The 14,771-nt window shown below is 52.5% G+C and carries 10 protein-coding genes; 5 read left to right on the top strand and 5 right to left on the bottom strand.

The features are described 5' to 3' along the window. Positions 1 to 336: 336 nt before the first annotated feature. The 3 genes from ppc to BZG74_RS06925 all read left to right on the top strand — a co-directional run bounded on the left by ppc (position 337) and on the right by BZG74_RS06925 (position 5,045). Positions 337 to 2,970 carry a phosphoenolpyruvate carboxylase gene (gene ppc / locus BZG74_RS06935; RefSeq protein WP_077771939.1) on the top strand — a complete coding sequence of 878 codons (2,634 nt, stop codon included), beginning with the start codon at positions 337 to 339 and terminating at the stop codon, positions 2,968 to 2,970. A gap of 183 nt (positions 2,971 to 3,153) precedes the next feature. Then, positions 3,154 to 4,431 carry an O-acetylhomoserine aminocarboxypropyltransferase/cysteine synthase family protein gene (locus BZG74_RS06930; protein WP_077771938.1) on the top strand — a complete coding sequence of 426 codons (1,278 nt, stop codon included), beginning with the start codon at positions 3,154 to 3,156 and terminating at the stop codon, positions 4,429 to 4,431. 65 nt (positions 4,432 to 4,496) lie between these two features. Next, positions 4,497 to 5,045: a PadR family transcriptional regulator gene (locus BZG74_RS06925; RefSeq protein WP_077771937.1), complete on the top strand. Its 549-nt coding sequence runs from the start codon at positions 4,497 to 4,499 to the stop codon at positions 5,043 to 5,045. A 58-nt stretch (positions 5,046 to 5,103) separates the two neighbouring features. Here the strand turns inward: BZG74_RS06925 and metF are convergent, their stop codons facing one another. The 3 genes from metF to metB form a co-directional block, all read right to left on the bottom strand. Next, a complete protein-coding gene (gene metF, locus BZG74_RS06920) occupies positions 5,104 to 6,003 on the bottom strand; it encodes a methylenetetrahydrofolate reductase (protein ID WP_077771936.1) in 900 nt (299 codons plus the stop codon). Positions 6,004 to 6,263: 260 nt separating this feature from the next. After that, on the bottom strand, positions 6,264 to 8,705 hold the full coding sequence (locus BZG74_RS06915) for a bifunctional aspartate kinase/homoserine dehydrogenase II (protein ID WP_077771935.1): 2,442 nt from the start codon (positions 8,703 to 8,705) through the stop codon (positions 6,264 to 6,266). 61 nt (positions 8,706 to 8,766) lie between these two features. Beyond that, complete coding sequence (metB, locus tag BZG74_RS06910) at positions 8,767 to 9,933, bottom strand: cystathionine gamma-synthase (RefSeq protein WP_077771934.1); 1,167 nt, start codon at positions 9,931 to 9,933, stop codon at positions 8,767 to 8,769. Positions 9,934 to 10,119: 186 nt separating this feature from the next. Between metB and metJ the strand changes: the two genes are divergently transcribed. After that, on the top strand, positions 10,120 to 10,437 hold the full coding sequence (gene metJ, locus BZG74_RS06905) for a met regulon transcriptional regulator MetJ (protein WP_077771933.1): 318 nt from the start codon (positions 10,120 to 10,122) through the stop codon (positions 10,435 to 10,437). A 77-nt stretch (positions 10,438 to 10,514) separates the two neighbouring features. Here metJ and BZG74_RS06900 read toward each other — a convergent pair whose 3' ends face one another. Both BZG74_RS06900 and rpmE read right to left on the bottom strand, forming a co-directional pair. Beyond that, positions 10,515 to 11,759, bottom strand: a complete 1,245-nt coding sequence (locus BZG74_RS06900; RefSeq protein ID WP_077771932.1) for a malic enzyme-like NAD(P)-binding protein — start codon at positions 11,757 to 11,759, stop codon at positions 10,515 to 10,517. 258 nt (positions 11,760 to 12,017) lie between these two features. Beyond that, complete coding sequence (gene rpmE / locus BZG74_RS06895) at positions 12,018 to 12,233, bottom strand: 50S ribosomal protein L31 (protein WP_046074736.1); 216 nt, start codon at positions 12,231 to 12,233, stop codon at positions 12,018 to 12,020. A gap of 219 nt (positions 12,234 to 12,452) precedes the next feature. Between rpmE and priA the strand changes: the two genes are divergently transcribed. Next, entirely contained in the window at positions 12,453 to 14,651 is a 2,199-nt protein-coding gene (gene priA, locus BZG74_RS06890) for a primosomal protein N' (protein ID WP_101494671.1), read from the top strand. Positions 14,652 to 14,771: the final 120 nt, after the last annotated feature.

The following is a 14,771-nucleotide window of genomic DNA, read 5'->3' as shown; positions in this document are numbered from 1 at the left end:
TCCCGTTTGGCCGTCAACCCCAAAAAGCGTAAAAAATCACTTTTAATGTCTATTCATTCATATTAGAGCAATAATTCCATCTAACCATGCAAATAACACTACTGCCATTCACGAGAAAGTCGCGATATGGCGGGCGCGGAGACGCCCTCAGAAGGCTGGCAAACCTGAAAGCTGAAACTTTTTTTCAGCTTTTGGGGTAGCTCTATGATAAGCATCAAATCCGGCGGCCAGTTTTCGCGCTAATTTGCGGTTAAGTTGACCCGATCGCGTAATATTCGCTAGATTGGTTCTTTACAGTCACAGTAGGATGTAACTTTGTTACAGAATGGATACGCTATGAACGAAAAGTACTCTGCCTTAAAAAGCAATGTCAGTATGCTTGGCCGTCTGCTGGGTAACACCATCCAAGATGCCCATGGTCCAGCACTCCTAGAAAAAGTTGAGGAAATTCGTCAGCTCTCAAAATCGGCTGCCGCTGGCAATCAGGACGATCATGCTAAGCTGAAAACCGTGCTGCAAAACTTGCCGGCTGACCAACTGCTTCCGGTCGCCCGCGCCTTTAGCCAATTTTTGAATCTGACTAATATCGCCGAGCAATATCACACCGTCTCGCGTCAATGCGACGCGCTGGAGTGCAGCCCGGATGCTATCGACGATTTACTCCGCCGTGTCAGCCAAGGTGAGATTAATGCCAATGACGCGCAACAAGCGATCGCCGATTTAAAAATTGAGTTAGTCCTGACCGCTCACCCAACCGAAATCGCACGCCGTACCACTATCCACAACTTGGTGCAGATTAATAAGTGCTTATCGAAGTTAGAGCTCAGTGAACATTTGGGAGCGGCAGAGCGTGCCAAAACGGAGAAACGTCTTGAACAGTTGATTGCACAAGCATGGCACACCGACGTGATTCGCCAAGAGCGACCTACCCCACTTGATGAAGCCAAGTGGGGCTTTGCGGTGATTGAAAATTCACTGTGGCAAGCAGTACCGGCGTTTTTACGCCAGTTTGATCAGCAGCTTGAAAGCCACCTCGACATCAACTTGCCCATTGATGCCAAACCGGTACAAATTTCCTCGTGGATGGGCGGCGACCGCGACGGTAACCCCTATGTTACCAGTGAGGTTACCCGCGAAGTAATGCTGTTATCACGCTGGAAAGCAGCGGATTTGTATTTGCGCGATGTGCAAGATTTGATCAGTGAACTGTCAATGACACAGTGTGATGACACCGTGCGTGAGATGGCCGGCGAGGCGCACGAACCGTATCGCGCCATCCTCAAAACCATGCGCAGTCAGCTAACCCACACTTTGAGCTATTTGGACGCCAAACTGAAAGGCGAACGTGCCTCCTCACAAGGGATCCTGACCGACACCCAGCAATTGTGGCAGCCTTTACTGGCCTGTTACCAGTCGCTCCATCAATGTGGCATGGGCATTATTGCCGACGGCAAATTGCTTGACTTGCTCCGCTGCGTGCAATGCTTTGGCGTGCACCTGATCAAACTCGATATTCGCCAAGAAAGTACCCGCCATGCCGATGTGCTCTCAGAAGTGACCCGTTATTTGGGGATGGGCGATTACGCCCAATGGAGCGAGCAAGACAAGCAAGCCTTCTTGACCCGTGAGCTGGCCTCTAAACGTCCGTTGTTGCCACGTGATTGGTCACCGTCGCCTGACGTCCAAGAAGTGATCGACACCTGCCGCGTGATTGCCGAACAGCCGCGTGAAGCCTTGGGTACCTACGTGATTTCGATGGCCCGCACCGCCTCCGACGTGCTGGCCGTGCATTTACTGCTAAAAGAAGCGGGTTGTCCATTCCGCATGGACGTGTGTCCGCTATTCGAAACCTTGGACGATCTGAACAATGCCGAGGCAGTGATTGGTGAGCTACTGGCCATTGATTGGTACCGAGGCTTTACCCAGAACTTCCAAATGGTGATGATCGGTTACTCGGATTCAGCGAAAGACGCTGGGGTGATGGCCGCCGGTTGGGCGCAATATCGCGCCATGGAAGCACTGGTCAATTTATGTGATGAGCAAGGGGTTAATCTCACCCTTTTCCACGGTCGTGGCGGCACCGTAGGTCGCGGTGGTGCACCCGCGCATGCAGCTTTGCTCTCACAACCTCCGCGCAGCTTAAAAGGCGGTTTGCGGGTGACCGAGCAAGGCGAGATGATCCGCTTTAAATTGGGTCTGCCTGACGTCGCCGTCAACAGCTTAAACCTGTACACCAGCGCCATTTTGGAAGCGAACTTGCTGCCACCACCAGAGCCTAAGCAAGAGTGGCGTCAGCTGATGGACACCTTAAGTGACATCTCATGCCAAGCCTACCGTGATGTGGTACGCGGCCATGAGCAATTTGTCCCTTACTTCCGCTCTACCACGCCTGAGCTTGAGTTAGGCAAACTGCCACTGGGATCGCGCCCCTCTAAGCGCAATCCCAACGGTGGTGTGGAAAGCTTGCGCGCGATTCCTTGGATTTTCGCCTGGAGTCAAAACCGTTTGTTGCTGCCAGCTTGGCTGGGGGCGGGACAGGCTATCGATCACGCCATTTCAAAGGGCCACAAAGCTCAGCTGGAAGAAATGTGCCGCGAATGGCCGTTTTTCTCCACCCGTCTTGGCATGCTAGAAATGGTGTTTACCAAAACTAACCTAGATATTGCCAAGTACTATGATCAGCGCTTGGTCGATGAGAGCCTCTGGCCGTTAGGTGAATCCTTGCGTAAGCAATTGCGCCAAGATATTCAGGTAGTGCTGGCGGTGGAAAACAGCGACAACCTGATGGAGCAAAACCCATGGGGCGCTGAAGCGATTCGCTTACGTAATATTTATGTTGAGCCGCTCAATATGCTGCAAGCCGAGCTCTTGTATCGAACGCGTCAACAAGCGGATCCCGACCAATCGCTCGACGATGCCTTGATGATTTCCATCGCGGGGATTGCCGCGGGGCTGCGCAATACCGGTTAATCCTTGATAGTAGAGCCGTACCCTTGGGTGCGGCTTTTTTGTCTTGGCACATGAACGACGCTGAGGAAATCCTGACCACAGACTTTTTTATGCAAAGCCGCAGCGAATGCTTGCTGTTGCATTGATAATATTATTACTATTGAAGGTCGCACTGACGCGACCCAACAACGCAAAGGAATTGCCATGAAAGACGAAACCCTCTCGATTCATCACGGCTATCAGACCGACCCCACCACCAAGTCGGTGGCAACGCCCATCTATCAAACCGTCGCTTACGAATTTGATAATGCCCAACATGGTGCTGACCTGTTCAATCTTGATGTACCGGGCAATATCTACTCACGGATCATGAATCCGACTAACGACGTGTTGGAGCAACGGGTGGCGGCACTCGAAGGCGGTATTGCGGGACTGTGTGTCAGTGCTGGTGCGGCCGCCATCACCTATACCATTCAAACTCTCGCCAAGGCCGGTGATAACATCGTCGCCACACCACAGCTTTATGGGGGCACCTATACCTTGTTTGCCCACATGCTCCCCGAGCAAGGCATCGAGGTGCGTTTTGCCGCGAGTGACGACGCCAGTGCGATTGAGGCGCTGATTGATGACAACACCAAAGCAGTCTATTGCGAGTCGATTGGTAATCCGGCCGGCAATATCGCGGATATACCCGGTTTTGCCAAGGTCGCTCACGCGCACGGGGTCCCGTTGGTGGTCGACAATACCGTGGCCACGCCGGTTTTGTGTAAACCGATTGAGCATGGTGCCGATATCGTGGTGCACTCACTGACCAAGTACATTGGCGGCCATGGCACCACCCTTGGCGGTATGATTGTCGATGGCGGCACCTTTGACTGGGTGGCACATCAAGCCCGCTTCCCGCAATTCTCACAACCGGAGCCTGCCTATCACGGCGTGGTTTATAGTGAGACGTTTGGCCCAGCCGCGTTTATTGCCCGCGCCCGTACGGTGCCGTTGCGTAACAGTGGCGCGGCACTCTCGCCGATGAATGCTTTTATGTTGATGCAGGGGTTAGAGACCTTGAGCCTGCGTATGGAGCGCCATTGTGAGAACGCTAAAGCCGTAGCCGATTACCTTGCCAATCACCCAGCTGTCGCGTGGGTTAACTATGCCGGTCAACCCCATCATCCTCATTACCAACGTGCTAAGTCGCTTATCCGCGGAGGACTGCCGGCCTCATTGCTGTCATTTGGCTTAAAAGGCGGCTTTGACGAAGGGGTGAAGTTTTATGATGCGCTGAACCTTTTCAAGCGTTTGGTAAATATTGGTGACGCGAAATCGCTGGCATGCCATCCCGCCTCGACCACGCACCGCCAATTGAATGAGCAAGAGCAAGCGAAAGCCGGGGTGACCCCAGAGATGATCCGTCTTTGTGTCGGCATTGAGCATATTGATGACATCATTGCCGATTTAGAACAAGCGCTGGAGGCGGTGAAATAGCCCAAAGAAGGCTAATCGCCCGACGCTACACAACCGTTGTACAAATAAAACTGTGGATATAAGAGATGTCACTCCCCCATGTAATACTGACAGTGCTGAGCAACTGCGAAGCCACCGGTTACGATATTACCAAGGCCTTTTCCACCACCATCAGTAATGTGTGGAAAGCCAGCCATCAGCAGGTATATCGTGAACTCAATAAGCTCGCAGACCGAGGAGCTGTCACTTACCGACTTGAGCCACAAGTGGGTAAACCGGATAGAAAGGTGTATGCCATCACGCCTGTTGGCACCGACATGCTAGAAGCCTGGTTTATTCAAGCGCCTAAGTTAGCGCCGCCGCGTGACGAGTACGTGGCAAGATTACTCAGTTGTGATGTGCTTGACCCAGCTCCCATGCTGGATCATGTGAATAATTTGATTATTGAGTCTCAGCAGCTCCTTAATCACTATACTCAGCTTGAGCAACGTGAGTACGGACAAGCCGCCTTACTGACCTCACAACAACGTTTAATGCGCCTTGCGCTGCGACGCAGTATTCATCAACGCCGCGCCTGGTTGGCCTGGGCGCAAGAAGTGCGTGACGAGCTCACCATGCTCGCGGCCAGCGCCTAATCAATACAACAAACACAACACGCAACCCAATACGCCCCGCCACTTCGGGGCGTATTTTTTAAGGCGCGACCGCGAGCGGGCGAACCCCTAAGGTATGACACAAGGCATAGGTTAATTCCGCACGGTTGAGGGTATAAAAGTGAAAATCTTTCACGCCTTCACGGCTCAACACTCGCACCATATCAAGCGCAATCGAGGCCCCCACCATCTGGCGCGTCACGGGATCATCTTCCAAGCCTTGATACTGTTTGTGCATCCACTGCGGCACTCGCACATTGGTCATCTTGGCAAAGCGCGATGCCTGCTTAAAGTTAGACACTGGCAAAATCCCTGGGACAATTTCCACGTCAATTCCCGCTGCCACACAGCGGTCACGAAAGCGCAGGTAGCTTTCGACATCAAAGAAAAACTGGGTAATCGCCCGGCTGGCCCCCGCATCCACTTTGCGTTTGAGGTTAATTAAGTCCGCTTGTGCGCTTTTCGCTTCTGGATGCACCTCGGGATAAGCGGCGACCGAAATATCAAAGTCATGCTCTTCTTTAAGCAAACGCACCAAGTCCACCGCGTACATATCCGGCTTTTTCTCTGGCGAGGGTAAATCCCCGCGTAGCGCCACAATGTCACGGATGCCATTTTGCCAATAATCGCGGGCAATGTGGCGAAGCTCATCTTCAGTGGCATCAATACAGGTTAGATGTGGCGCCGCGGCGATACCGGTTTGATCATGAATACTTTTCACGATGTCGTGAGTGCGGTCCCGCTCGCCTGAATTGGCGCCATAGGTCACCGACATGAACTTGGGTTTAAGCGCTTTTAAGCGATGCACTGAGTTCCAAAGGGTTTCTTCCATGCTTGGAGTGCTGGGAGGAAAAAACTCGAATGAGACATTAATATCGCCATCTAAGTCAGCAATATTCTGGTTAAGTGCATCAATGTGGCCTGCGTGCGTGTAGCTCATATCCTCTCCCTGACACCGAACGACGCTGTTCAGTATGCCTGTGTCTGCTCTACTTTAATTTATACGTTTAGACGTCCATATGTCTAAAGGTTGTCGTGATTCGGCTAAAATGTCAACGACACAAGCCATGAAAAAAACTCATGATGTTATGAAGATAGACGACACAGCCATCAATGCACACATCACAACGCGGGTAACGGCACAAAAAAAGCTGCCTACGCAGCGCGCAGACAGCTTGATCACGGTTATCCATTAGCGGGTTAGTGAAGGCGACTTATCAAGCGATTTAAATCGGATTGAATGGCGCCTGCGGTGACATCGCGTCCCGCCCCTGGCCCACGAATGACCAAAGGGTTCTCGCGATACCATTGGCTTTCAATCGCAAACACATTGTCACACGGTAATAGATGCGCAAGTGGATGCTCGCTGGGTAGGGTTTCTAGGCTCACATGGGCGTTGCCGTTAACCTCCAAGCGCGCCACATAGCGCAGCACAGCGCGATCTTTGTGTGCCTTCTCTAAACGCTCTTGCAGTCGTTCATCCATCTGGTGAGCGTTATCAAGAAACGCATCTAAAGAAAGAGATGCTAAAGCGTTGGGCACTAAAGACTCGACCTTAACCTGCTCTGGCTCAAGCGACATGCCCGCCTCTCGCGCCAAAATCACCAATTTACGTACCACGTCAGCCCCAGAAAGATCATCCCGTGGGTCAGGTTCCGTTAAGCCTTGCTGCCACGCTTGTTCCAGTAACACGCTAAACGGCACTTCACCACTAAATTGCAAAAACAGCCATGATAAGGTGCCAGAAAAGATCCCAGACAGCGCAACAATCGTGTCACCACTTTCACGAAGGTCTTGCACCGCGTAGTTAATCGGTAACCCGGCGCCCACGGTCGCATTGTAGAGCCAATGGCGACCGGTTTTGCTAAACGCCTGCTGAATCGCGTGGTACTGCTCGGCAGGTGCGGCGCCCGCCTCTTTATTGGCGGAGATTAAGTGAAAGCCATGCTCAGCCAGTCGCGGATATAAGTACGCAAGTGACGCACTAGCAGTAACGTCCAACACAATCACATCGTCATACGGGTGATTGAGTAGACGGATGAGCCATTCATCGTCGAAGTAAGGTTCACAACGCTCGTCAAACCCCTCCAACACCCGCGTCGCATCAATGCCGGCAAAATCAAGCCATTGGTTGCGACTGTCCACCACTGAAATCAGTGAGACTTCCTTGCCATGACGCTTTTCCAAGTGTGATTTTTGCTCGGCAAAGAGGCTTAGCCAGCGGGTACCAATATTACCTTTACCCACTAGCACCAAACCAATACGACGCTGGGCTTGAAACAAGGCATCGTGCATGCTGGCCACGAGGGCTTGAGTGTGTACTTGGCGAAGGATAGCAACCATGCTGAGCCCAGACGCTGACTCACTGATAAACTCCACCGGTTGGGATTTGAGTTGTTGGTAAAAGCCATGGCAATGAACGGGGTTGTTCACCACGCCAGCCCCGACGGCCGCTACCATGGTAAAGCCTTCACGCAGTTTGAGCTCAGCGGATAAGCCGGCATCTTGAATTTGCGCCATCACTAGCGCAACCACTTCCGTGGTAAATGCCAACAAGATTCGGTATTGATCGTCTTGATCATCGGTTGCCAGTGGCTGTACCTTCAGCTGTGACAAAATCCGGCTAAGCTCCTGCTTTATCGCCTGAAAATCCTGGCCGCGGGCCACATCGAACTGCAGCAAACTCACCTCATCCAACGCCGTAATGATCTTGGCACCACGCCCGGTCGCTAATACACGCTCGATACGTGTTGAACCACTATCTGGCGCATGCGTACAACGTAAAGTCAGGTCGGTGGCACTTTGCGCCACCGGCTGTAAGGTTCGGCTATGCAGCACGGGGGCGGCGAGACGCGCCAGCTCGCCCGCCTCGTCAAGACGGATTAAAGGCAACAAACACGCATTATCAACATGACGTGGATCCGCGCTATACACCCCGGCTACGTCACTCCAAATGGTCACACGGCTCACACCAGCTAAAGCACCCAGTACAGTGGCCGAGTAATCGGAGCCATTGCGACCAAGCAGCACGGTTTCACCTGCTTGGTTTTGCGCCATAAAGCCGGTGATCACCACATGCGTATCGCCATGCTGCGAAAGCTGATTTTGCAGCAAAGGCCAAGACGCACCGCGATCCACTTCCGGCTGAGCGGCGCACTCGGCGCGCAAACACTGGCGTGAATCTAGCATTACCGCCGCACGTTGATGCTGAGTGAGTAGCTGAGCCAATAGACGCGCTGACCACACCTCACCAAAACCTTGCACGTACGCTTTGTCACTCTCGCTCACGCCGTTATCGCCCAACGACGCAATGGTAGCAATATCAGCGTAAAGTGCATCCACCAGCTGTTGTTTTGACTCTCCATCCACCAAGTTTTCAATCAAATCTTGCTGGAAGGCTCGCACCGTTTGCAACGTCTCGTGCGCAACTCGCCCATCTTTGTTTAACTGTCCCAACCACATAATCAGCTGGTTAGTGGTTTTTCCGGCCGCCGACACCACAATCAGGTCGTGTTGATTCGCATGGGCAGTCAATACATCGACTACGCGGCGATAACAATCGGGGCTCGCGAGGCTACTGCCACCAAACTTGTGCAATTGGCGTTGTAACTCTGGGGACGTTTCCGTCGGTTGCGCTTGCATGACAAGGTCTCTCTTAATGTCTATCAATCTCGGTAAAACGGGGCGTATTGATGCGCCGTCTTTAAGCGGTGTGCTGCTCCAAACGAGAAAAAGCGCTGGCGAGGTCAGCCACTAAATCTTGCGCATCTTCTAACCCGATGGAAAAACGTAACAAGGTCGGTGCGATGCCCGCCTCCGCTTGCGCGGCATCACTCATGGCTCTGTGTGTCATCGAGCCAGGATGCGTGACTAAACTTTCTACCCCCCCGAGTGACTCGGCCAGGGTAAATAACGAAAGGCCGTCAATAAATCGCGCCACACCGGTTTGGTCAGTCTCCAATTCTAGGCTCAGCATGCTACCAAACCCCGCTTGCTGGCGCGCAGCAATTTGATGACCCGGGTGAGAGGCCAAGCCGGGATAGTATATTTTCCGCACCGCCGACACCGTTTGTAGGTAGCCAAGTACCGCTTCAGTATTCTGCTGGTGTTGTTTAACCCGAGCGCCTAAGGTACGCAACCCGCGCAATGTCATATAACTGTCAAAGGCGTTGCCCGTTGCCCCTAAGCAGTTTCCCCACCAAGCCAAGGTGTCTGCCAATTCACCGGTACGCGCCACCACAGCGCCACCGACGATATCAGAGTGGCCATTAATAAACTTGGTAGTGGAATGCACCACCATATCCGCGCCCAGCGCAAAGGGCTTTTGCAGAGCTGGCGATAAAAATGTGTTATCCACCACCACCCAAGCCCCCACTTGATGCGCTTTTTGGCATATTTCTTCGATATCGACCACGCGTAAGAGTGGATTGGATGGGGTTTCCACCATCACCAGCTTGGGCTGTTTAGCCAATGCCTGTTCCAACGCATCATGATCCGACTGATCAACAAAACTCACCTGCCAGATGCCTTGTTTGGCCCGTGACTCGAGCAAGCGATAGGTGCCGCCATAACAATCGTGCGGGGCGACGATTTTATCCCCCGCTTCCAACAGAGATAGCACCAGGTTAATTGCCGACATCCCGCAGTTGGTCACCACCGCACCGGCTCCTCCCTCTAGCTCAGTCAGCGCTTGTTCCAACTGGGCACGGGTTGGATTACCCCCGCGGGCATAGTCATAAGTAGGGACATCACCCAGTGCGGGGAAACGATAATTGGTCGACAAATAAAGAGGCGGGACCACCGCATGGTGCTGGGTGTCAGTGCCAATTCCGGTCCGAACAGCGATAGTGTCGGTTTTTTTCTCTGTCATGATCTGTCCTTGCTAGTCTGGTGTGAGCATGGTTTTGGTGATCCAGGCGTCATACTGACACCTTACCCTTAGCTTTTTAGGCCGTCAACACTTCTAGACGTCTATACTCCTTTGCATGTGGCGGTTAATATAGCTAAAATCTCCGCAGCATCATTCTGGGTATTCCATAATCAAGATAGGTGAGACATGGCGCAGTGGAACGGCGACTACATTAATCCGTATGCCGAACATGGTAAAAAGAAAGAGCAGGTAAAGAAGATCACCGTCTCTATCCCATTAAAAGTACTTAAAATTCTGACTGATGAGCGCACTCGTCGCCAGGTAGAAAACCTGCGTCACGCGACCAACAGCGAGCTGTTGTGTGAGGCATTTCTCCATGCCTACACCGGTCAACCTCTGCCAACCGATGACGATATCCGTAAGGATAAGCCGGACAGTATTCCCGCTGAAGCACGTCGGATCATGGAAGAGCTTGGCATCGAATTCGACGATAGCGAATACTAAAAAAACCCGCCAACCGGCGGGTTTTCATTATCTCTAGCATGGTGAAGTCTGTCACTCGCACGTGACAACATATCTCGCTACAACATATAGTTTTCTGGCATCTCAATACGGGCAACACCGGTTTCAACGGCCGCCAACGCCACTGCACGTGCCACTTTCGGCAACAAACGCGCGTCCATGGGCTTGGGAATGATGTAATCTGGGCCAAAACTCAGCGAAGACAAACCGGCGGCGTCTAATACCGCTTGTGGTACGGGCTCTTTGGCTAAGCTGCGAATGGCCTCCACCGCGGCCAGCTTCATCGCATCATTGATTTCACTCGCGCGCACATCCAGCGCACCTCGGAAAATAAACGGGAAGCACAAGACGTTATTCACTTGGTTCGGATAGTCAGAGCGCCCAGTTCCCATGATCAAATCATCACGCACTTGGTGTGCTACGTCCGGATGGATTTCAGGATCCGGGTTCGAGCACGCAAAAACCACAGGCTTATCCGCCATCAGTTTCAAGGCTTCTGGGGAGAGTAAGTCTGGCCCAGACACACCCACGAACATATCCGCGCCCTCAATCACATCTTCTAAGGTACGTTTATCGGTGTTATTGGCAAACAGTTGCTTATATTTGTTGATGTCGTCACGACGGGTGTGTATCACGCCTTTACGATCCAACATATAGATTTTTTCCCGCTGGGCGCCACATTTGATTAATAGTTCCATACAGGCAACCGCCGCTGCGCCTGCACCCATGCATACCACCGTCGCCTCGCGAATATCTTTACCCTGTAACTCAAGGGCATTGAGCATCCCGGCTGCCGTCACAATCGCGGTACCATGTTGGTCATCGTGAAAGACGGGGACTTCGCAACGTGCAATCAGTTGTTTTTCAATTTCGAAACAATCAGGGGCTTTGATGTCTTCAAGGTTGATACCGCCGAACGTGTCCGCGATATTGGCAACGGTATCGACAAACTCATCGATAGTGCGATGTTTCACTTCAATGTCAATTGAGTCCAAGCCAGCAAAACGCTTGAACAATAACGCTTTCCCTTCCATGACGGGCTTTGAGGCCATTGGGCCCAAATTCCCTAACCCCAAAATCGCTGTGCCGTTTGAGATCACCGCTACCATGTTGCCTTTACCGGTATAGCGGTAAACGGCATCCGCGTCTTGCGCTATCTCACGCACTGGCTCGGCAACGCCTGGGCTATACGCCAAGGCAAGATCCGCCGCCGAATCGGCCGGTTTGCTTAGTTCAACAGAAATTTTTCCAGGAGTAGGGTATGCATGATAATCCAGCGCTTGCTGGCGTTTATCGTCCGACATTTAGTGTTCCTAATTATTATAGTGAAGGGATAGATAACCAATATCGCCAGGGAAGCGTCAACGATATTAGTCAGACAATCAACAAACCACACAGGGAAGGTTTGTATAATAAAAAAGATGGTAACGCAGGGAGCAAACGTCCACCAGTACTAACAGCGCATTCGCGATGATGCTCGGACCTGTTGTCCAAATACGAGAACGATACGATCAAAAAAGGGACGCTGATGCGTCCCTTCTCTGTATTCGGTCAATAGCGGCTTATTTTTTGCTGCTAAGGGCACCGAAACGTTTCTTAAAGCGGTCAACACGGCCACCGGTATCAAGGATACGCTGCTTACCAGTGTAGAATGGGTGACACTTGTCACACACGTCTAGGTAAATGTCTTTGCCTAGGGTTGTGCTGAACGCGAATTCGTTACCGCAAGAGCATTTTGCTGTGACGGCTTTGTACTCTGGATGGATACCAGCTTTCATAGGAATAACCTCATCTTAAAGGCCGTGTCGCTCTCCCGATCCTAAGCCGGGCACCACACGTCGTTAACAAACATTTTCTAAGGCGCGCAATTCTAATCAAGCGCCCTCTTTTTCGCAACTTTTTTGTGCAATCACAGCGCCAGCTTGAAGGCATCAAGGCTTTGCCAAGTGATAGCTAACCGTTACACTGACATTCCTTCTGGCCAATAAGATGTTGTGATGGAACAGTTTGCTCAGGTAGCGTTGCCTGTCCCTTTGGCGAAAACCTTTGATTACCGTATTGCTGACGATCAGCATCCGATCATCGGGGGACGGGTCAAGGTACCGTTTGGTCGCCAACATAAAATTGGCATCGTCATCGGCTTATCGTCCACGGCCAATGTGGAGGCCAGCCAACTCAAAGCAATTGATACTGTGCTCGACACGCAGCCGCTCTGGACCCCCGCCGTGTACAACCTTCTGCAATGGGCCAGTCGCTTTTACCATCACCCGCTTGGCGATGCGATGGGGGCGGTGATGCCAACCTCGCTGCGTAAAGGACGCCCTGCGACATTGCAGCAACAAAAATGGTGGCAAATCACCGAGTCAGGACAAAACCAACCTCTATCAGGTCTGAGCCGCGCCCCCAAACAAGCCCGAGTGTTGCAGCTTCTCACTCATGGCCCTGCTACCCACGCCGACTTAATCGAACAGGACATCGGCGCGCCGGTGCTAAAAACGGTGGCAGAAAAAGGCTGGATCGCGCCCTACTCGCCCCCTTCTCTGGCCAATGCTTGGGTAAAAAACTTTGCGGTGACCGAAGAAAAGCCGACGTTAAATCATGAACAGGCAATGGCGGTCGCCACTATCAATGCCAGCGAGGGCTTTGCCTGCTCATTATTAGAGGGGATCACCGGCTCGGGCAAAACCGAGGTGTACCTTAATGTGCTTGAGCCGGTGCTCGCACGTGGCCAACAGGCGTTAATATTGGTGCCAGAAATTGGCCTGACACCGCAAACCATTCGCCGTTTCGAGCGCCGCTTTGCCGTCCCTGTGACCGTGATGCACTCAGGGCTCAGTGATACCGACCGCCTTAACGCTTGGCTAGCCGCACGCGAAAATCAAGCAGCCATTGTGATTGGCACCCGCTCTGCACTTTTTACTCCCATGGCAAAGCTTGGCATCATCATTATTGATGAGGAACACGACCCCTCATATAAACAGCAAGATAGCTTTCGCTATCACGCCCGCGATTTGGCCGTCATGCGGGGACATGAAGAGCAAGTCCCTGTGATCTTAGGCTCAGCCACACCATCGCTAGAAAGCTTACACAACGCCAAGACCGGTAAATACCAGTACCTCAAACTGACTCAACGTCCTGGTAATGCTGTGACCGCGCGTCAGGGGATACTCGATATTAAGGGCCATCACCTCGAGGCAGGCTTATCCGCACCGCTCATTGCCGAAATGCGCCAGCACCTGCAACAAGGCAACCAGGTGATGTTGTTTCTAAATCGCCGCGGCTATGCGCCCGCGATGATGTGTCACGAGTGTGGCTGGCTAGCGAACTGCCAACGCTGTGATGCCTACTACACCCTTCATCAGCGACATCAGGAGTTACGCTGCCACCATTGCGGGCACCAAAAACGTGTACCGCCGCAATGTGGCGACTGTGGCTCTACCCAGTTGATTAGTGTCGGCGTGGGCACCGAGCAGCTAGAAACGCAACTTGGCGAGCTATTTCCCGAATACAATACAGTACGCATCGACCGCGATAATACCCGGCGTAAAGGAAGCCTGGAGAGCTACTTGGCCGACATTGAAAAAGGTGAATATCAAATTCTCCTGGGCACACAAATGCTCGCCAAAGGCCATCACTTTCCTGACGTCACCCTCGTCGCCCTAGTCGATGTGGACGGAGCCCTGTTCAGCAATGACTTTCGAGCCCCTGAGCGTTTGGCCCAATTGATGGTGCAAGTTGCCGGGCGCGCCGGACGCGCCAGTAAGCCGGGTACCGTGTTATTACAAACCCACCACCCTGAGCATAACCTGATCCAATCTTTGGTGCATAAAGGCTATCAGGCCTTTGCCGAATCGGCGTTAAGTGAACGGCGACAGGCTTGGCTCCCCCCTTATACGTTTCTTTGCCTCTTTCGCGCCGATGGCCATGAAGTAAGCGGTGTCCAGCAGTTTTTACAACAGGTGCGTCAAACGCTAGCGGCTTCACCGATTCAACAGGATGAATGCCATATTATGGGGCCGATGCCTGCCGCGATGGCGAAACGCGCGGGCCGCTATCGGTGGCAACTCCTCATTCAAGCACCCAGCCGAAAAGTCATGCAGCAATGGCTTCAGGTGGCACTCCCAGCGATCCAGCAGCTCCCCCTGTCACGTAAAGTCAGATGGTCATTAGACGTCGAGCCGCAAGACCTTTCTTAACATTCCCTTGCAGTAAAGCGACGGCAATCACACTTTCATTGCAATAAGTGTTAGCTTGTCCGTGTTTAAATTGGACAAGGCTAGGTAGAATAAGGCCGCGATTGGCTAAGAGAACAGGTC

It is taken from the genome of Salinivibrio sharmensis (assembly GCF_001995985.1).
Classification (GTDB): Bacteria; Pseudomonadota; Gammaproteobacteria; order Enterobacterales; family Vibrionaceae; genus Salinivibrio; species Salinivibrio sharmensis.
The sequence above is the reverse complement of the archived record's forward strand: the minus strand, read 5'-3'. Positions and strand labels throughout refer to the sequence as shown.

What these genes read in the sequence shown, in the direction of transcription:
- priA (WP_101494671.1), top strand. Translation starts at nt 12,453, where the DNA reads ATGGAACAGTTTGCTCAGGTAGCGTTGCCTGTCCCTTTGGCGAAAACC.
- metB (WP_077771934.1), bottom strand. Translation starts at nt 9,933, where the DNA reads ATGACAGAGAAAAAAACCGACACTATCGCTGTTCGGACCGGAATTGGC.
- rpmE (WP_046074736.1), bottom strand. Translation starts at nt 12,233, where the DNA reads ATGAAAGCTGGTATCCATCCAGAGTACAAAGCCGTCACAGCAAAATGC.
- BZG74_RS06930 (WP_077771938.1), top strand. Translation starts at nt 3,154, where the DNA reads ATGAAAGACGAAACCCTCTCGATTCATCACGGCTATCAGACCGACCCC.
- metF (WP_077771936.1), bottom strand. Translation starts at nt 6,003, where the DNA reads ATGAGCTACACGCACGCAGGCCACATTGATGCACTTAACCAGAATATT.
- ppc (WP_077771939.1), top strand. Translation starts at nt 337, where the DNA reads ATGAACGAAAAGTACTCTGCCTTAAAAAGCAATGTCAGTATGCTTGGC.
- BZG74_RS06900 (WP_077771932.1), bottom strand. Translation starts at nt 11,759, where the DNA reads ATGTCGGACGATAAACGCCAGCAAGCGCTGGATTATCATGCATACCCT.
- metJ (WP_077771933.1), top strand. Translation starts at nt 10,120, where the DNA reads ATGGCGCAGTGGAACGGCGACTACATTAATCCGTATGCCGAACATGGT.
- BZG74_RS06925 (WP_077771937.1), top strand. Translation starts at nt 4,497, where the DNA reads ATGTCACTCCCCCATGTAATACTGACAGTGCTGAGCAACTGCGAAGCC.
- BZG74_RS06915 (WP_077771935.1), bottom strand. Translation starts at nt 8,705, where the DNA reads ATGCAAGCGCAACCGACGGAAACGTCCCCAGAGTTACAACGCCAATTG.